Source organism: Janibacter sp. HTCC2649 (assembly GCF_000152705.1).
Taxonomy (GTDB): Bacteria; Actinomycetota; Actinomycetes; order Actinomycetales; family Dermatophilaceae; genus Knoellia.
This window is the reverse complement of sequence record NZ_CH672413.1, coordinates 1,525,156-1,542,558: the sequence shown is the minus strand read 5'-3', so window position 1 is coordinate 1,542,558 and position 17,403 is coordinate 1,525,156. Positions and strand designations below refer to the sequence as shown.

The 17,403-nt window shown below is 68.8% G+C and carries 20 protein-coding genes; 13 read left to right on the top strand and 7 right to left on the bottom strand.

Annotation, left to right across the window (positions count from 1 at the left end):
- Positions 1-37 precede the first annotated feature (37 nt).
- The gene (gene nudC / locus JNB_RS07260) at positions 38-982 is read left to right on the top strand and encodes an NAD(+) diphosphatase (protein ID WP_009775786.1); all 945 of its coding nucleotides are present in this window, start codon (positions 38-40) and stop codon (positions 980-982) included.
- 21 nt (positions 983-1,003) lie between these two features.
- Here the strand turns inward: nudC and JNB_RS07255 are convergent, their stop codons facing one another.
- Positions 1,004-1,264 carry a mycoredoxin gene (locus JNB_RS07255; RefSeq protein WP_009775785.1) on the bottom strand — a complete coding sequence of 87 codons (261 nt, stop codon included), beginning with the start codon at positions 1,262-1,264 and terminating at the stop codon, positions 1,004-1,006.
- Positions 1,265-1,322: 58 nt separating this feature from the next.
- On the opposite strand from JNB_RS07255, the gene JNB_RS07250 reads away from it, so the two are divergent.
- The 8 genes from JNB_RS07250 to JNB_RS20900 all read left to right on the top strand — a co-directional run bounded on the left by JNB_RS07250 (position 1,323) and on the right by JNB_RS20900 (position 6,793).
- Entirely contained in the window at positions 1,323-3,512 is a 2,190-nt protein-coding gene (locus JNB_RS07250; RefSeq protein WP_009775784.1) for an ATP-dependent DNA helicase UvrD2, read from the top strand.
- Positions 3,513-3,641: 129 nt separating this feature from the next.
- A complete protein-coding gene (locus JNB_RS07245; protein ID WP_009775783.1) occupies positions 3,642-3,872 on the top strand; it encodes a hypothetical protein in 231 nt (76 codons plus the stop codon).
- A 148-nt stretch (positions 3,873-4,020) separates the two neighbouring features.
- Positions 4,021-4,308 carry a WhiB family transcriptional regulator gene (locus JNB_RS07240; RefSeq protein WP_009775782.1) on the top strand — a complete coding sequence of 96 codons (288 nt, stop codon included), beginning with the start codon at positions 4,021-4,023 and terminating at the stop codon, positions 4,306-4,308.
- Positions 4,309-4,366: 58 nt separating this feature from the next.
- The gene (locus JNB_RS22145) at positions 4,367-4,498 is read left to right on the top strand and encodes a hypothetical protein (RefSeq protein ID WP_009775781.1); all 132 of its coding nucleotides are present in this window, start codon (positions 4,367-4,369) and stop codon (positions 4,496-4,498) included.
- Positions 4,499-4,802: 304 nt separating this feature from the next.
- Positions 4,803-5,300, top strand: a complete 498-nt coding sequence (locus tag JNB_RS07235) for a cysteine dioxygenase family protein (RefSeq protein ID WP_009775780.1) — start codon at positions 4,803-4,805, stop codon at positions 5,298-5,300.
- The gene (locus JNB_RS07230) at positions 5,297-5,710 is read left to right on the top strand and encodes a rhodanese-like domain-containing protein (RefSeq protein WP_009775779.1); all 414 of its coding nucleotides are present in this window, start codon (positions 5,297-5,299) and stop codon (positions 5,708-5,710) included. The genes JNB_RS07235 and JNB_RS07230 overlap by 4 nt, the downstream gene beginning before the upstream one ends.
- A gap of 31 nt (positions 5,711-5,741) precedes the next feature.
- On the top strand, positions 5,742-6,320 hold the full coding sequence (locus JNB_RS07225) for an HhH-GPD-type base excision DNA repair protein (RefSeq protein ID WP_009775778.1): 579 nt from the start codon (positions 5,742-5,744) through the stop codon (positions 6,318-6,320).
- Complete coding sequence (locus JNB_RS20900; RefSeq protein ID WP_202795261.1) at positions 6,317-6,793, top strand: NUDIX domain-containing protein; 477 nt, start codon at positions 6,317-6,319, stop codon at positions 6,791-6,793. The genes JNB_RS07225 and JNB_RS20900 overlap by 4 nt, the downstream gene beginning before the upstream one ends.
- A 41-nt stretch (positions 6,794-6,834) precedes the next feature.
- Here the strand turns inward: JNB_RS20900 and JNB_RS07210 are convergent, their stop codons facing one another.
- From JNB_RS07210 to JNB_RS21660, 3 genes are all read right to left on the bottom strand, one after another.
- Positions 6,835-8,169: an AarF/ABC1/UbiB kinase family protein gene (locus JNB_RS07210; protein ID WP_009775776.1), complete on the bottom strand. Its 1,335-nt coding sequence runs from the start codon at positions 8,167-8,169 to the stop codon at positions 6,835-6,837.
- Complete coding sequence (locus JNB_RS07205) at positions 8,166-8,780, bottom strand: hypothetical protein (protein WP_009775775.1); 615 nt, start codon at positions 8,778-8,780, stop codon at positions 8,166-8,168. The genes JNB_RS07210 and JNB_RS07205 overlap by 4 nt, the downstream gene beginning before the upstream one ends.
- A 166-nt stretch (positions 8,781-8,946) precedes the next feature.
- The gene (locus JNB_RS21660; protein ID WP_009775774.1) at positions 8,947-9,108 is read right to left on the bottom strand and encodes a DUF5679 domain-containing protein; all 162 of its coding nucleotides are present in this window, start codon (positions 9,106-9,108) and stop codon (positions 8,947-8,949) included.
- Between the two features lie 229 nt (positions 9,109-9,337).
- Here JNB_RS21660 and JNB_RS07200 point away from each other — a divergent pair, with 229 nt between their 5' ends.
- The gene (locus tag JNB_RS07200) at positions 9,338-9,892 is read left to right on the top strand and encodes a M48 family metallopeptidase (RefSeq protein WP_009775773.1); all 555 of its coding nucleotides are present in this window, start codon (positions 9,338-9,340) and stop codon (positions 9,890-9,892) included.
- A gap of 6 nt (positions 9,893-9,898) precedes the next feature.
- Here the strand turns inward: JNB_RS07200 and JNB_RS07195 are convergent, their stop codons facing one another.
- Both JNB_RS07195 and JNB_RS07190 read right to left on the bottom strand, forming a co-directional pair.
- Complete coding sequence (locus tag JNB_RS07195; protein ID WP_009775772.1) at positions 9,899-10,504, bottom strand: NUDIX hydrolase; 606 nt, start codon at positions 10,502-10,504, stop codon at positions 9,899-9,901.
- Positions 10,501-11,946 carry a zinc-dependent metalloprotease gene (locus tag JNB_RS07190; RefSeq protein WP_009775771.1) on the bottom strand — a complete coding sequence of 482 codons (1,446 nt, stop codon included), beginning with the start codon at positions 11,944-11,946 and terminating at the stop codon, positions 10,501-10,503. Before JNB_RS07190 ends, JNB_RS07195 begins: the two co-directional genes overlap by 4 nt.
- 88 nt (positions 11,947-12,034) lie before the next feature.
- Here JNB_RS07190 and JNB_RS07185 point away from each other — a divergent pair, with 88 nt between their 5' ends.
- Both JNB_RS07185 and JNB_RS07180 read left to right on the top strand, forming a co-directional pair.
- On the top strand, positions 12,035-12,490 hold the full coding sequence (locus tag JNB_RS07185; RefSeq protein ID WP_009775770.1) for a molybdenum cofactor biosynthesis protein MoaE: 456 nt from the start codon (positions 12,035-12,037) through the stop codon (positions 12,488-12,490).
- Entirely contained in the window at positions 12,487-13,593 is a 1,107-nt protein-coding gene (locus JNB_RS07180; protein WP_237700628.1) for a PDZ domain-containing protein, read from the top strand. The genes JNB_RS07185 and JNB_RS07180 overlap by 4 nt, the downstream gene beginning before the upstream one ends.
- Positions 13,594-13,629: 36 nt before the next feature.
- Here JNB_RS07180 and JNB_RS07175 read toward each other — a convergent pair whose 3' ends face one another.
- Positions 13,630-14,166 (bottom strand): PPA1309 family protein, encoded by a 537-nt coding sequence (locus JNB_RS07175; protein WP_040884364.1) that lies wholly within the window; start codon positions 14,164-14,166, stop codon positions 13,630-13,632.
- A gap of 92 nt (positions 14,167-14,258) precedes the next feature.
- On the opposite strand from JNB_RS07175, the gene JNB_RS07170 reads away from it, so the two are divergent.
- A complete protein-coding gene (locus JNB_RS07170; protein WP_009775767.1) occupies positions 14,259-17,378 on the top strand; it encodes a UPF0182 family protein in 3,120 nt (1,039 codons plus the stop codon).
- Positions 17,379-17,403: the final 25 nt, after the last annotated feature.

Here is a 17,403-nt window from a genome sequence, read left to right as displayed (position 1 = left end):
GTTCACCGTATGCCGTGTGGCCCTCTAGGGTGGGAACGTGACGCGTGCAGCAGCGAGTCTTCCTTCCCTCCCACTCTCCCGTGGTGCTCTCGACCGCCACAGTGAACTCCGGAACGAGCCCGGACTTCTCGACGTCCTCCTCGACGATCCAGCGACGCGAGTGCTCGAACTCGTGGACGGCCGAGCCCCGGTCGAGGAGCGGATCGACGGGCAGGTGGCGCTGCGATACCGCGCCCCGGACCCGGCCGACCGCGACCGGTTCGTCGCCTACTTGGGCCATGACGCACCAACGGGTGGCACGGCATACCTCGTCAGTGTTGCGCCGGAGACCGCGGCAACGACCGACGACCCGCAGCGGCGCGGTCTGCGCGCGGTGGGCGCGAGCCTGGGCGATCTCGACGCCGGAGTCCTCACGACGGCGACGGGCCTGACCAACTGGCACCACCGACACGGCTTCTGTCCGCGCTGCGGTTCGCCCACCGAACCAGCGCAGTCGGGCTGGATCAGGGTGTGTCCGAACGACGAGAGCGAGCACTATCCGCGCACGGACCCCGCGGTGATCATGTCGGTCATCGACGACCGGGACCGGCTGCTGCTCGCGCGGGGCGTGGGATTCGCCTCGGCGGGGATGTCGGTGCTCGCCGGATTCGTCGAACCGGGCGAGAGCCTGGCGAGTGCGGTGGCGCGTGAGGTGCACGAGGAGGCCGGCGTCACGGTGACCGACGTGACCTACCTCGGCGACCAGCCTTGGCCGTTCCCGTCATCGTTGATGATCGGGTTCACGGCGCGTGCGGTCACGACCGACCTCACGCTGCAGGAGAGCGAGATCGAGGCGGCGCAGTGGTTCGATCGCGACGAGTTCACCCGTGCGCTCGCCGACGGGTCGTTGCGCATCTCGAGCCGGATCTCCATCGCCCGCCGGCTCATCGAGCACTGGTACGGCGAAGAGATCGACATCGCCGACGCACCCCTGCGCGGCTGATCGACAGAGCGGTCGACCGGATCAGGCGCTGAGGCGCTGCTTGACCTCGGCCAGTGACGGGTTCGTCGCGGCGGTGCCGTCGGGGAAGACCACGGTCGGAACCGTCTGGTTGCCACCGTTGACCTGCATGACGTAGACCGCCGCGTCGTCGTCGCGCTCGATGTCGATCACGTCGTAGGCAATGCCCTCACGGTCGAGCTGGGACCGGAGGCGTCGGCAGTAGCCGCACCACGTCGTCGAGTACATCGTCACGGTTCCCGGGGCAGGGTTCTTGGCGTTCATGGTGCTCCTGTGGACAGGCGAGGGTGGAGGGTCGGACCTGACATCTAGGATCGCACCGATGTCCCCACTGCCCTCACACCCCACTGCCGACGCGATCCTCGAAGGTCTCGACCCGGAGCAGCGCGAGGTCGCCGCGAACCCGACTGGACCCATGGTGGTCCTCGCTGGTGCGGGGACGGGCAAGACCCGGGCCATCACCCACCGCATTGCGTATGCCGTGTTGTCCGGTGCGCAGCAACCGCAGCGCACGCTCGCGGTCACCTTCACGGCGCGGGCCGCGGGTGAGATGCGCACGCGTCTGCGCGACCTCGGAGTGGGCGGAGTGCAGGCCCGAACCTTCCACGCGGCCGCGTTGCGACAGCTGCACTACTTCTGGCCGCAGGCCATCGGTGGGGCGGCCCCCGAAGTCATGCCGCACAAGGCCGGTGCTGTCGCTGAAGCAGCTGGTCGGCTGCGAATGCGCTTTGACCGCACGGGTATTCGCGACCTGGCTGCCGAGGTCGAGTGGGCCAAGGTCAGCATGCTGACCGCCGAGACCTATGCCAGTGCGGCGCGCGCTGCAGGGCGTGAGGCGCCGGGCCTCGACCTCACTGCCATGTCCCGCGTCCTCGCTGGCTACGAGGAGGTCAAGGCCGAGCGTGGGGTCATCGACTTCGAGGACGTGCTGCTCGTCCTCGTCGGGATCCTCGAGGAGAACGAAGCCGTCGCCCGCGCCGTGCGCGAGCAGTACCGCAGTTTCGTCGTGGATGAGTACCAGGACGTCAACGCCCTCCAGCAACGCCTGCTCGACCTGTGGCTCGCCGGTCGGCAGGACATCTGTGTCGTCGGCGACCCGGCCCAGACGATCTACTCGTTCACCGGCGCCTCCCCGGTCCACCTGCTCGGTTTCCGCGCCAAGCACCCCAAGGCGCAGCAGGTCGAGCTCGTGCGCAACTACCGGTCGACCCCCGAGATCGTGGGGCTGGCCAACCTCGTGCTCCGGTCTCCCGGTGGCGGCCGGCGCAGCGGCTCCGTCGTCCTCGAGGCCCAGCGTGAGTCCGGCCCAACGCCGACCCTCGTCAGCCACCCCGACGACCCGAGCGAGGCGGCGGCGGTCGCCGGCCAGATCGCGGACCTCATCGCCGGGGGAGCTGCTCCCGCCGACATCGCTGTGCTGTTCCGCACCAACGGTCAGTCCGAGAACGTCGAGTCGGCGTTGGCTGATCGTGGGATTCCCTATCTCGTCCGTGGTGGTGAGCGCTTCTTCCAGCGCAAGGAGGTGCGCGACGCCATCGTTCTCATGCGGGGGGCGGCTCGGTCCGACGACGGGTCGGTGTCCCTGCCCGATCTCGTGCGCGATGTCCTGCTCGGTGCCGGGTGGTCGCGTGACGCGCCCAACGCCGGGGGAGCCGCCCGTGAGCGGTGGGAGTCGTTGGCATCCCTGGCCGCGCTCGCCGACGATCTCGCGGCGGCTGACGGTGAGGCCCGCATGCCCGCCTTCGTCCGGGAGCTCGACGAGCGCATGGCCTCACAGCACGCACCCGCCGTCCAGGGCGTCACGCTCGCCTCGCTCCACGCGGCCAAGGGCCTCGAGTGGGGGACGGTGTTCCTCATCGGAGCCTCTGACGGCTATCTCCCGATCTCCATGGCGGACACGCCCGAGGCGATCGAGGAGGAGCGGCGGCTGCTCTATGTCGGAGTGACCCGTGCCCGCGACCGCCTCGTCGTCTCGTGGTCGGGCGCACGCACGCCGGGGGCGCGGGCGACCCGTCGCCCCTCGCGCTTCCTCGACGGCACGGCGAGCATCTTGGGCGACGGCGCGCGATCGCAGCCGAAGCGCGGGTCACGGGTCGGTGGTGGGGCAGGAGCGAAGACGCCCAAGGTGGCTCGCCGGAGCGTCTGTCGCACGTGCGGTGCCGACCTGTCGACAGCGGCTGAGCGCACCGTTGGTCGTTGCGCCACGTGCCCGGCGACCTATGACGAGGCGTTGTTCGAGCGCCTGCGCGAGTGGCGCCTCGCCACTGCGAGAGGTGCCGCCGTGCCGGCATACGTGGTCTTCACGGATGCGACGCTCACGGCCATCGCCGAGCAGACGCCGTCCGATCTGGCGAGCCTGTCGGCGATCAGCGGCGTCGGGCAGCGCAAGCTCGACCTCTACGCGAGTCAGGTGCTGGCCGTCCTCGGCGGCGAATCTCCCGAGTCCGTCGTCGAATCTGCAACAAATTCTCAGAGTGAATCCGGTTCTGCCGCAACGGATTCCGACATCTGATGCGCACTCACACAAAATCAACTCATTAATTCCGTTGCACCCCGTCACGGCGGTCCCCTAACCTGATCTGACACAGCACGGCAAGAGCCGTGTCACGACGTCACCAAGACAGTGAGGAGGGTTGGCCGCATGGACATCACGAAGAGCATCGCAACGGACTACACCGTTCCGTTCCGCACGCGTGAGCGCCAGGGCGCACTGCCGACCCTCGCACCGATCAGCGTTCCGGTCCAGGGGATCAGTGTGCCCGCTGCCGGCATGGCGCCTTCCGCCGTCGCTGGAGCCGATTTCGGCGCCAATGCTGCCTTCGACCTCATCACGGGTGACCGCTCCGCCTCCTTCTTGGCGTCGCCGCTGTAGACCACAGCAGCGATGGGCCAAAAGGCCGCGGAACCCACCCGGGATCCGCGGCCTTTTTCGTTTGTCCGTCGATCCACAGACACCACACACATCAACCGATCGAAGAACACAACCCCGCCCCGACCGGGCGGAGAAGGAGGTGACACTCATGCAGCTGACTGACCTCATCGACGCACAGGAGTGCACTGCCGAACTCGGTGACGCCGTGCCCTGTCGCGAGAACGACGCTGAGATCTGGTTTGCCGACACCCCTGCCGGTGTCGAGTTCGCCAAGACCCTCTGCGGGACCTGCCCGATCAAGAATGCCTGCCTCGCGGGTGCCCTCGATCGTCAGGAGCCGTGGGGCGTCTGGGGTGGCGAGCTCTTCGAGCAGGGCGTCGTGATCCCCCGCAAGCGGCCCCGTGGCCGCCCGCGGAAGGACACGGTTGCGGCATGACCTCACCGTCGAACGCCAACTGACCACATGACAGCCCACCTGGATCCCTGGAGGAACCATGTACCGCAAGCGAATGCAACAGCTTCGCCGCACCCTGCACGAGCGGAACGTGCACGAAGCACACCGCCGCGCGCAGGTGCACCTCGAGCGAGAGCGACTTCTCGCCGAGGTCCGCATGATCGTGCGATGACCGATGGAATCGGCGCCGCTCCCCGAACGCTGGGGGCGGCGCCGTTTCATGTCCGGGGGCCGTGGGGCGTCGCCCGCACGGGACCGGGTATGCCGTGTCCTTCCATTCCGTGAGACGCCCCACTTTTCGGGTGGACCGGTCCCACGGGCCATGGTTCGCTCTACCCATGTCGTCGACCGCAGCCGTCCGGAAGTTCCCGGTCATGCCCGCTGCCGTCATGTGCTGTCGCTGTTGCTGCTGATCTCGCACAGCCCCGGTCGCCCTCTGTCGCGACCACCACCCACGACACCCCCCAAGAGAAGCCATGACCCTTGCACGTCCAACGTCGGCCCTTCCCGGCGTCAACACCTTCACCCCTGTCCAGCTCCTGCGCGTGGCGCGACTGTTCGCCGCTGACCCGGACCTGCCCGACCTCCTCCCGGCGCGTGCCGAGGATCCGGGCGGCCGACGGTGGCACCAGCTGGCCGAGACCCACCACCTTCAACTCTGGGTCATCGAGTGGCCACCGGGCGCGAGCACCGGATTCCACGACCACGGAGGATCCCGAGGCGCGTTCACGACCGTGCGGGGCGTGCTCACCGAACGGCAGGTGATCCAGGGCGACGTGCACTCCCGGGGGTTGCCAGCTGGTGAGGGCAGGGCGTTCGGCGCCAACCACCTTCACGATGTGACCAATGACGGGGACGTCGCGGCATTGAGCGTGCACGCCTACTCGCCGCGTCTCGACCAGATGACGCACTACGACTTCGTCGACGGTCGGCTCATCCCAGCCGGCGTCGAGCAGCGAGGTGAGAACTGGTGAGCGGCATCGGTATTGATCAACAGCTCGCCCAGGCACGCTCCCGGCTCGACCGCCTGTCAGCGCGCGACGCCTGGCGTGAGGTCCGCTCGGGCGCGGCCTGGCTCGTCGACATCCGGCCAGCCGCGCAGCGGGCCGAGGAGGGCGAGGTCTCGCCGGGCCTGGCGCCCCTCGTCATCGAACGCAATGTCCTCGAGTGGCGCTTCGACCCGCGCCAGGACGCCGTTCTCCCCGGCGTCGACTTCGACACGCGCGTCATCGTCATGTGCCAGGAGGGCTACACCTCGAGCCTGGCCGCGGACGCGCTGCGCTCGTTGGGCCTGTCGCGCACCACGGACCTCGTCGGTGGCTTCGCCACGTGGCGCGGAGAGGGACTACCCATCGCGCGTCCGGCCATCCTTCTGGGGGCCTGAGCCGCGCCGGGCATGCGGCAGGATGGGCCGTATGGCAACCCAGATCCGCATCGCCCAGGACGTGGCCGCCGACGAGGTGCTGACCAACGATCCGTTCGCGCTCCTCACGGGAATGCTTCTTGACCAACAGTTCCCGATGGAGCGCGCCTTCGCCGGACCGGCCAAGGTGCTCGAGCGCTTCGGCACGCTCGAGCCGGCCGCCCTCGCCGCGGCCGAGCCGGAGGCGTTCGCCGACCTGTGCGCGACTCCGCCGGCAGTCCACCGCTACGGACGGTCCATGGCGGGCCGCATCCAGGCGCTGGCGACCGTCGTGCGTGACGAGTACGCCGGAGACGCCAGCCGCATCTGGTCCGATGCAACCACTGGGGCCGAGCTCTTCACCCGCATCAAGAACCTCCCCGGCTTCGGCGAGCAGAAGGCCAAGATCTTCGTCGCCCTGCTGGCCAAGCAACTGGGAGTGCGACCCGACGGGTGGGAGAAGGTGGCCGGCGCCTACTCGGAGGAGGGCAGTTTCCGCTCCGTCGCGGACGTCGTCGACCCCGAGTCCCTGCTCAAGGTTCGTGACTTCAAGAAGTCCGCCAAGGCAGCGGCCAAGGCAGCGAAGGCCTGAGGACCATCTCGTCGCATCGACCCTGCATCCGGGTCACGGCGCTGGTCGTCCTGCTCGGCCCGGACAGGACTCAGCACGCGGTCGCGCGTCTGGAGCCTTCTCGTGAGAACCCCGACGGCTACCACCGCCTCGTCGGCGGCGGTGTCGAGTTCGGCGAGACCTCCCTCGGGGCGGTCGTCAGGGAGGTTCGTGAGGAGCTCGGAGCGATGCTGATCGAGCCCGCTCTGCTCGGTGTCCTCGAGAACCATTTCGAGCTCGACGGCGACCCCGGGCACGAAGTCGTCTTCGTCTACTCGGGCAGGCTCGACCCACCCGACACGATCCCGAGGCAGGGCGGGATGTTCACGGACAACGACCAGCCGATGCCCGTCGAGTGGCGACCCGTGAATGACGCACATGAGCGAATTCCGCTGTACCCCAATGGCATTGGCGCCCTCGTGGCAGAAGCGGCAGCGAGCACTCAGCGCAACTGAGCAGACCGGCATACGCAAAAGGAACGGTGTATGCCGTCCGCTCAGCTCGGCGGAGGAACGGCGTCCTCGTCGATCCCGGGAACGTGAGCGAAGACGAGGTCGCGCATCGACACGGTGCCGCCGATCTGGCACAGCACGCCGATGCTGCCGAGCCACACCCGGTGGATGAGCAGGTAGTCGGGAGGGAGGTTGAACTTCAGCCCCACGAGGAACTGCTCGCGGCGCGGGTCCTGGATCGTCGCCGAGACCGACCGCAGCCAGCTGCGACTGAACGTGAAGGTCTCGTGTTGGAAGGGCTCGACGAAGGTGGACAGGTACTGCAGGAGGGCAGCGTCAGAGACCTCGACGTTGGGGCGGATGAAACCCGCCCGACGCAGGACGACTCCGAGTGCCTTTTCGTCAGCGGTGAGGGTGTGCGTGATGATCTCGCCCATTGCGGCCGGCATGCCGTTCGGCAGGCGGTTGACCGCGCCGAAGTCGAGGACGCCCAGGCGACCATCGGGCGTGATCCGGAAGTTCCCCGGGTGGGGGTCTGCGTGCAGGAGGCTGGCTCGGTTGGGGCCGCGGAGCAGGAACTCGAGGTAGAGGCTTGCTGCCTGGTCGCGTTCGGCCGCGGTGCCGTCGGAGATGACCTGGGACAGCGGACGGCCCTCGACCCACTCCGAGACGATGACCTGGTCACTGTGGGCGAGGACGTCGGGCACGAAGACGTCCTCGTCGTCGCGGAACGCCTTGGCGAAGACCTTCTGGTGCGTCGCCTCGAGGTCGTAGTCGAGCTCCTCGCTCATACGGTCGCGCACCTCGTCGAGGATCGGCCCCATGGCGATCCCGGGAATCCACGCACCGGCGAGCCGTGCCACCCGCGAGAGCTGGGTGATGTCGGACAGGAGGGCGGCCCCGGCGCCGGGGTACTGCACCTTGACGGCCACCTCGCGCCCGTCGCGCCACACGGCCCGGTGCACCTGTCCGATCGATGCGGCGGCGACGGGCTGGTCCTCGAAGGACTGGAACTTGGCGGTCCGCCAGCGCGGGCCCAGCTGCTCGGCGAGGATCGCGTGGACCCGTTCGACCGCCATCGGGGGAGCGGCTTCCTGGAGCTTGGTCAGCGTGGCTCGATAGGGGCCGGCAAGCTCCTCGGGCATCGCGGCCTCCATGACAGAGAGGGCCTGGCCGAACTTCATCGCGCCGCCCTTGAGCTCACCGAGCACGGCGAACAGCTGCTCGGCGGTGCGGGTCTGGAGCTCGGCGGCGATGGCCTCGGCCGGGGCGCCACCGACTCGACGCCCAAGGCCCATGGCCGCCCGGCCGGCGTGCCCGAGGGGCAGGCCGACGAGCTTCGCCGTGCGGGTCAGGGATCGCCGGGGGATGTCGCTCACCCCGCCATTGTGTCCTGAGTGTTGGGGGGCCATGCGGCGGATCCGGATGCGGAGCAGTCGGTGCACATCGGATGGCGTCCCCAGTGCCTGTGGGCGACGCTCGGTCCCTCCACCTCCAGCTCGGTCGAGACCCCGCTCAGGCGGGTCGCTCCGGCGACCGCCGCCAGGGTGACGCTCGCCGTGATGGCCGCGGTGAGGACGCCCAGACCGCCGGGAGGAAGCGCGACCGGGTCGAGGGTGAAGCGGCCGACGGCCGGGAGGGCGCCGACGGCCTCGAGGTCGTGGGCGGTCAGGGCGTGGCAGCGCCAGCACGCTCCTTGTCCCGGGATGATCAGCGGCCCCACCACCGAGCGGGCGCCATCACACGTCACGGGCAGGTGGATCACGCCTGCGCGCTGCCACGGAGCGGTGGCCTCGACCGTGACCGTGTGGTTGTCAACGAGGATCACGGCGGCGGGACGCTCTCGGGGGCTCAGCCCGAGCAGAGCCTCGGCGGCGTCCGCGGCATAGGGGCCGCCATGCACTCGGTCGGTGCCGGCCAGTCGCAGCTGACGAGCGATCTCATCGGGGAGGCCACCGCGACCGTCCACGACGATTGCCGGCTGGACCATCGATGCCTCCCGAGAACGTCTGGTCCTGACAATCTGGCACACCCCGGCCCACCGACACCGGCGTCATCCACAGGCCTCGATCGGCTGGCCCGACAGCAGTGGCCCGAACAAAGCAGCGGCCCCCGGTGAGAACCGGGGGCCGCGCACAACGAGAAGGACGGGGCGGTCAGGCCTTGCCGAGGATGCGGTTGAGGTTGGTGCCGCACACGGGGCACTTGCCCTTGGCCATGCGACGGCCGTTGTCGGAGACGACGACGTTGCCTTCGGCCTCGCGCTTCTCCTTGCACTTCACGCAGTAGAACTCGCCCTTGTAGGTCTCGTCAGCCATAGCAACTCCTTGGTCGTGGTGCCGCGGTGAGCGGCGAGGACTCTTTCACCCTAGACCGACTGAGCACGAATCCGTGCTGTGCCACGCTCAGCCGACACGCGGCCACTGCGTGCTGTCAGGCGGGAAATCAGCCTCACTGACCACACTGGTCACCTGGGTCTCACTGGTCACCGGAGGGTCGGACGGCGGGTCTCGGACATTGTCGGCGCTCTGGCCTACCGTTGACTTCGTGAGCACCGAGGACGTTGAGGTCCGACGCAGCCCGCGACGTCGGCGCACCGTCAGCGCCCGTCGCGAAAACGGCCGTGTCGTCGTGCTGATCCCCGCCTCGATGTCCCGGGCCGAGGAGCGAGTGTGGGTGGCGCGCATGCTCGACAAGCTCAAGGCTGGCGAGCGGCGCCGACGCCCGAGCGACAAGGACCTCTTGGCCCGCGCGACCGATCTGTCGCAGCGCTACCTCGGCGGGCACGCCCGGCCGCGCAGCATCCGATGGGTCTCCAACCAGCGTTCTCGGTGGGGCAGCTGCACCCCGGCCGACGGCTCGATCCGGTTGTCCGACCGGCTCCAGGACATGCCCGGTTACGTCGTCGACTACGTCATCCTGCACGAGCTCGCACACCTGCTCGTCGCTGGACACAACCGCGACTTCTGGACCTTGCTGCGGTCCTATCCCAAGCTCGAGCGGGCGCGCGGCTTCCTCGACGGCGTGGCGCTCGCCAAGGGCTTCGACATCGCGGATGAGGGTGACGTCGACGAGCAGGGCGTCGAGGACGCCTCGGCCTGACTCAGGTCACAGGCTCAGTGCCCGGCGTGCCGCGCCCACGAGGTTGGTGAGTTCCTCGCGCGTGCCTGCGGGCAGGTCGTTGGTCGCCCACCACGCGACGTCGAGTGACTCTTCGCTCGTCTCGGGCATGACGTCGCGGTCCACCACGGCGGCGAAGCGCACGTCGAGGTGCTCGCGGCAGTGCCCGAAGTCGCCGCTCAACGCGTGCTGGTCGAGCTGGACGATGTGTGGCTCGGGTGTCACCGTGGCGATCCCGGACTCCTCACGGCCCTCGCGCTGCGCGGCGGCATACAGGCTCGCGTCGCCGACCTCGAGGTGACCACCGAACTGGAACCACTGCTTGGCCCGACGGTGGTGTGTCAGCAGCACCTGGGCGCCATCGGGACTGATGACGAGGCAGCTCGCGGTGAGATGGGCCGGTGGCCCGGCCTTGGCGACACCGTCAGGGTGCCGCTGGAGATGATCCAGGTATGCCGCCCGCAACCGTTCTTGGGCCGTGTCCGGTGCCTGCCAGTTGCCGAGCGTCGTGGTCGCCTCCGCGTGCAGGTGCGCGAAGGCGTGCGCCACGGCCGCGTCGACGGAGCCGGCGTGGGCGTCGATCGGGCCGGTCACGGGGCCGACGGGCCGTCCGTCGACGTGCCGGGGCTGCCGGCGGTGCCGGTGTCACCGCGAAGCAGGGCATCGAGCTCGGCATCGAACGAGTCACTGCCTGCGGCGACCGCGTTCTGCCGCTCGACGTAGCCCAGCGGGTCGTCGAGGTCTGCCGCAGACGGCGCGACGTCGGGGTGGGCCCAGGCGGCGTCGCGTGCTTCCGCGCCACCTGAGGCCTCGAGGGCGGCGAAGAGGTTGGCGGCGTCGCGCAGGCGTCGGGGTCGCAGCTCGAGCCCGACGAGCGCCGCGAATGTCTTCTCGGCCGGCCCGCCGCTCGCACGGCGGCGGCGAACGGCTTCGCCCAGGGCATCGGCCTGGGGGAGGTGTTGCTTGACCGCGGCTGCGGTGACGACGTCGACCCAGCCCTCGATGAGGGCGAGGAGGGTCTCCAGACGGGTGAGGGCGGCCTTTTGCGAGTCGGACTGCTGAGGCGCGAAAAGCCTTCCCGCCAGCGCCTGTTGCATCGCCTCGGGGTCGCTCGGGTCGATGGAGCGCAACCCCTCCTCGATGGCCTCGGTGTCGATGGTCGTGTCGCGGGCGTAGTCACGCACGGCGGACAGCAACTGCGGCGCGACCCAGGGAACGGCGTGGAAGAGACGGGTGCGGGCGCTCTCGCGGACGGCGAGCAGGAGGCGGGCCTGCGGTTCGTCGATCTCGAGGCCCTGCGCGAAGGCAGTGATGGCCTCGGGCATGAGGACGACGTCGGGGGCAGGCACGAGGGGGAGTGAGACCTCGCCACCCGTGAGGATCTCGCCGGCAAGCGCACCGACCGCCTGGCCGAGCTGGACCGAGAACATCGATCCCTGCATGCGGCGAAGCATCGGACCCATCTGGCCCATCACCTCGGCCGGGTTCGTCCCGGGGGGAACGAGTCCTTCGGGCAGTCCACCCTCACCCAGGTCGCCGAGCTGCTTGGTCAGGGCGTTGCCCATGGCGTCGCTGACGCCGACGGCAATGGGGTCGACGAGCTCCTGCCAGACGGGGATCGTTGCCTCCACCCACTCGGCGCGGCTCCACGCCCGACCCACGAGTCCGGAGTGGTCCAGGTCGGTGACGGTGTCGAGCCACAGGTTGGCGACGTCCACGGCCTGACGCGCTTCGGCGGAGACTGCGGCAGAGACAGCTGGATCGCCCTCTGCTGCAACGGTTTTGCGCGCAATGTCGGTGGCCACCGTGGCATCGACGGAGCCGGACTCGTCGGCTCCGGCAAACATCGCCTGGACCTGTCCGGCCACCATCTGCAGCATCTGCGGGTCGACCTTGTCCAGACCCATGCCGCGCATCATCTCGAGCATCTGCGGGTCGAGTTCGCCACCGCCCGTGAGGCCTCGCAGAACCTGCTCGAGTTCCGGCGGGATGCCCGAGTCCTCGGGGTCGTCGGGGCGGTCAGGCGAATCGGTCACTGCTGGGCTCCTGTGGCGGCGATGAGAAGATGTGGTCTCATCAATACCCAACCACGGATGACCCGGGGATAGTTCCGAGGAGGAACGTGTGGAGCACGATGTGACCGGTGCGGAGTCGGTGGCCGGCACGGTGTCCCTGGCACAGATCCGTGAGGAGCCTCTCTCGGTGGACGAGGTCCTCGCAGCAGTTCAGGACCCCACGTGCGGGGGGATCACCGTGTTCGTCGGCGTCGTCCGCGACCACGATCGAGGCCAGGACGTCGCGTCCCTCGACTACTCGATCCACCCCACGGCCCAGGCCCGCCTGACGGAGGTCGCTGGCGTCGTCGCGGCGCGCTCGGGTGCAGTGCGCCTTGCTGCGTTGCACCGCAGCGGCCATCTCGAGATCGGTGACATCGCGGTTGTCGTCGCCGCCTCGGCCCCCCACCGGGACGGGGCCTTCGCCGCCTGCCGTGACCTCATCGACACGCTCAAGGCAGAGGTTCCGATCTGGAAGCACCAACACCTCGGCGCCGGCGGCACCGAATGGGTGGGTATGCCGTGAGCTCGTCCGAGTCACCCGCACCTCACGACCTCGGCGCACCCGATCTCCACCCGTACTCCGTGAGCCGCCGCAGTTCCGCGATGCTCACCGCGTTGTTCGTCGCCATCGTGCTGTCGGCCGGGATCTCGTTCATCTCGTTGCCCTATGTCGTCCTCCAGCCGGGGCCGATCACCAACACCCTCGGCCAGCTCGACGGCAAGCCGATCATCCAGATCAAGGGCGCCACGGCATACCCGGCCAAGGGCGCCCTGGACTTCACCACGGTGCGCGTCATCGGTGGGCCGGGAGTGCGCGTCAACGCCTTTGACCTCGTGGTCGCCGGCCTGCGCGATGACCAGGAGGTCTTCAAGCGCGAGGAGATCTATCCCGAGGCATCGACCCGCGAGGAGATCCAGCAGGAGAACGCCGCAGAGATGGTGGACTCCCAGGAGGTCGCCTCGGCGATCGCGTTGCGCGAGACGGGCCACGTCGTGCCCGAGCGCGTCATCGTGTCGCAGGTTCCCGACGGCTCACCGGCCAAGGGTGCGCTCGAGGCGGGCGACGAGTTCGTGTCCGTCGCGGGGACGCCGACGACCGATGCCGCCGCGGTGCAGGCCGCCGTGCGCGCGCAGAAGGCCGGCAGCTCCGTGGCCATTGTCGTCAAGCGCAAGGGCGTCGAGAAGGCGCTGTCCGTTCCGACTCGCGACAACAAGGGCGCCACGATCATCGGCGTCCTCCTCGGACGCGACTACACCCTGCCCGTCGACGTGACGATCGCGGCCGGGGGAGTCGGGGGGCCTTCTGCCGGAACGATGTTCACTCTGGCGGTCTACGACGTCCTCACCCCGGGAGACCTGACGGCGGGCAAGCGCATCGCAGGCACGGGCACGATGGAGCCGGACGAGTCCGTGGGCCCCATCGGGGGTATTCGACAAAAGCTCCACGGCGCCCGCGACGGCGGAGCCGACTACTTCTTGGCTCCGGCGGACAACTGTTCGGAGGTCGTCGGCCACATCCCCGATGGGCTCACCGTGGTGAAGATCGGCAACTTCGATGATGCCCTCGGCGCCGTCAGGGCCATCGCTGCAGGCAAGGCCGACGCCCTCCCCAGGTGCACCAAGTGACCGATTGAGTGTGCGCTCGGCCAGTGCGGCGCTGGTTCAGTCGGTGAAGGTGGCGCGCAGGGCTGAGACGAGTCCGGGGGCGATGTCAGCGCCGGTGGCGACGCGGTCGTCGCGGTCGTGGTCGCGCTGACGCAGGAGGCAGATGCTGCGTCCGTCGCGGGTGACTGCCGCCAGCAGCCGGACGTCGCGCCGGTCGGGATGCTCGGCGAGAGCTGCCACAGCGGCATCACGGTCAGCGGGCAGGCCACGCTCCGCATCCGGGGGGACGACGACACGCTCGACGACGATGGCGCAGCCTTCGACGGTCTCCGGCCAGGCGATCTGGCCCAGCAGGGACTCGATCGACTCGTTGGTGGGCAGATCCTCCTGCTCGATCGCGGTGAGGGCGCCAGCAACCTGGTCGGACACGGTCAAGCCGGCCGCAAGGTGCGGCTCGCGCTTGAGGAGGTCCGCGGTCGGGACGAGCGCGAACAGGCGTGGGGGCTGGTCCCACCCTGATGACGCGACGTGGCGTTCGGTGTCGAGGGCGGCGAGGGAGAGCGGCTCGGTCACGGGCTGGGAGGCGGAGGTCACGAACCCATCGTGCCGCACTCATGTTCGCCGTATAGGTTGGCCTCCAGCCCGGGCTCGCGCTCGGGGAAGCACGGACGTGGAGTCAGCCAAAAGTGAGCCGGTCAGAGTGGTTCGACGGGATCGACCCCGACGACGCAGACAAGGGGCCCGGCGCGACCGGGCCCGGTGGCCAGGGGCGACCTTCTCGCCCTGAGGGTCCGGCGGCTGGCGCCTCCGGCTTCGGTGGCGGTCGCATCCGCCCGGTGGGCGGGGGAACTCCGCCCAAGCGTGGGCCCCTCGGCACGACCATCGGCATCATTGCTGCGCTGGTCGTCGTGGCCCTGCTCCTGTCCGGGATTCTCACGGACCTGTGGTGGTTCGAGTCCGTGGGCTTCAAGGACGTCTTCCTGACCCAGCTCGGCACGCGCGTGCTGCTCTTCATCGCCGCCTTCATCCTCACCGCCGGGGCGGTCGCGGCAAGTCTTGTCACGGCATACCGAACGCGTCCGCTGCGCATCCCGACGTCACCATCGGCCCAGGTCCTCGACCAGTACCGCCAGGTCCTCGACCCGCTCCGTCGCCTCGCCACCGTCGTCATCCCCTCAGTTCTCGGCCTCCTGGCCGGTGCCGCAGCCATGGGTGCCTGGCGCACGTTCCTGTTGTGGCGCAACGCTGTTCCGTTCGGCACCAAGGACCCGCAGTTCGATCTGGACGTCGGCTTCTTCGTCTTCACGCTGCCGTGGTTGCGCTTCCTCGTGAGCTTCTTCACGGTCGTCCTGCTGCTTGCGCTCATCGCGGCCGCCTTCACCCACTACGTCTATGGCGGGCTCCAGCTCCCGGGTCGTGGCACGACGACGCGGGCCGCCTTCATCCAGATCGCGACCGTCGCCTCCCTCCTGGCACTGGTGCGCGCGGCCGCCTACTGGCTCGACCGCTACAGCCTGACGACTCACGAGTCCAAGCTCATCACTGGCATCACCTACACCGACGCCAACGCCGTCCTGCCGATCAAGGCGATCCTCGCTGTCGCGACGGTGATGTGTGCTGGGTTCTTCATCGCCGCGATCTGGACGCGCAGCTGGCGCCTCCCGCTCATCGGCGTCGGTCTGCTCACCGTCCTGGCCATCGTTGCCGGTGGGCTCTATCCCGCAGCGGTGCAGTCGCTCAAGGTGCGACCGTCCGAGAAGTCGCTCGAGTCCAAGTACATCCAGCGCAACATCGACGCCACGCGCGCCGCGTTCGCGATCGACGGCATCAAGAAGACTCCGTATGCCGCCACCACCGACGCCGCGCCCGGTCAGCTCCGCGCGGACGCCGAGACCATCCCGGGGATTCGTCTCGTCGACCCCAACGTGGTCTCGCCGACGTTCCGTCAGTTCGAGGGCCTGCGTCAGTACTACGCCTTCCCCGACATCCTCGACGTCGACCGTTACGCAGTCGACGGCAAGAAGAGCGACTCGATCGTGGCCGTGCGTGAGCTCAACCTCGACGGCATTCCCGAGGGTCAGCGCAACTGGCTCAACGACCACACCGTCTACACCCACGGGTTCGGCTTCATAGGGGCCTACGGCAACAAGCGCACGACCGAGGGCGACCCGCAGTTCTTCTCGAACGGGTTCTCCACCAAGGGCCCCAATGGCGTCGAGTACGAGCCCCGGATCTACTTCGGTGAGCAGTCCCCGTCCTACTCCATCGTGGGCGCCCCGGCCGATGCCAAGCCCCGCGAGTTCGACTTTCCCGACGACAAGGGGGAGGGCGGACAGGCCAACAACACCTACAGCGGCAAGGGCGGGGTCAAGATTGGCTCCTTCATCCGCAAGCTTGCGTATGCCGTGAAGTACCGCGAGCCGAAGTTCCTCCTGTCCGATGCGGTCAACTCGGACTCGCGCATCCTCGACCACCGGCAGCCGCGCGAGCGGGTCGAGCGGGTCGCCCCGTGGCTGACCATTGACGGCAATGCCTACCCGGCAGTCGTCGACGGTCGGGTGAAGTGGATCGTCGACGGCTACACGACCACCTCGCGCTATCCCAACAGCAAGCTCACCGACCTCACCGAGGCCACGTCCGACTCCGTGAGCGCCACCTCTCGCGTCGTCGTCACCGGTGCGGGACAGGTCAACTACATCCGCAACTCGGTCAAGGCCACGGTCGACGCGGCCGACGGCTCGGTCAAGCTCTACGGGTGGGACACGACCGACCCGATCCTCAAGGCGTGGAGCAAGGCCTTCCCCGGCTCGGTCTCGCCGCTGTCTGAGATGTCCTCCCAGCTCATGACCCACATTCGCTACCCGCAGGACCTCTTCAAGGTCCAGCGCCAGCTCCTGTCGAGCTATCACGTCACGGACGCGAACTCGTTCTACGGCGGTGGTGACTTCTGGCGCGTTCCCAAGGACCCGACCCACGCGACCCAGGACCAGCCGGTCTACTACCAGTCGCTGGCCATGCCGGACCAGAAGTCGCCGGCGTTCTCGTTGACGACCACCTTCATCCCCTCGGGCACGGGCCGCGAGATTCTGCGTGGGTTCCTCGCCGTGGATGCTGATGCTGGTTCCGAGGCGGGCAAACCGGCTTCGACCTATGGATCGATGCGTCTGCTCGAACTTCCGCGCAACTCGGCTGTCGATGGTCCGGGGCAGGTGCAGAACCAGATCGAGGTCTCGACGGCTCGATCGCAGAGCCCGACAGAGCCGCTCAACCTCAGCCAGTTCATCGCGCAGAACCGCCAGTCGGGCAAGCAGCTGACCTACGGCAACCTGCTCACCCTGCCTGTGGGCGAGGGACTCCTCTACGTGCAGCCGATGTATGTCCAGGCGTCACGTGAGGGTGGCTCCTTCCCGCAGAACAAGGCAACGGTCGCGGTCTTCGGCAAGCGCATTGCCTGGGGCGAGACGCTCGACCAGGCGCTCGACGGTCTCTTCGGCGGCAACTCGGGTGCGAGTGCCGGTGACAGTGGCTCCGGCTCGGGCGGAACTCCGCCGACCACCGGTGGCGGCACGCCCACGACGACCCCGGGCGCGCAGCTGGCCGAGGTCATCCGTGACATCGAAGCCGCCAACGCGGCGGGCCAGGCGGCACTCAAGAAGGGCGACTTCGCGGCATACGGTGTCGCTCAGAAGGACCTCCAGGACGCCATCGCCCGCGCTGCGGTACTCAGCCCGCAGCTCACGCCGACACCGACTCCGAGCGGCTCGGCGAGCCCGTCGCCCACAGCGACAGCGAGTCCTTCGCCCTGACCCGGCACGCCTCGATCAGGACCGA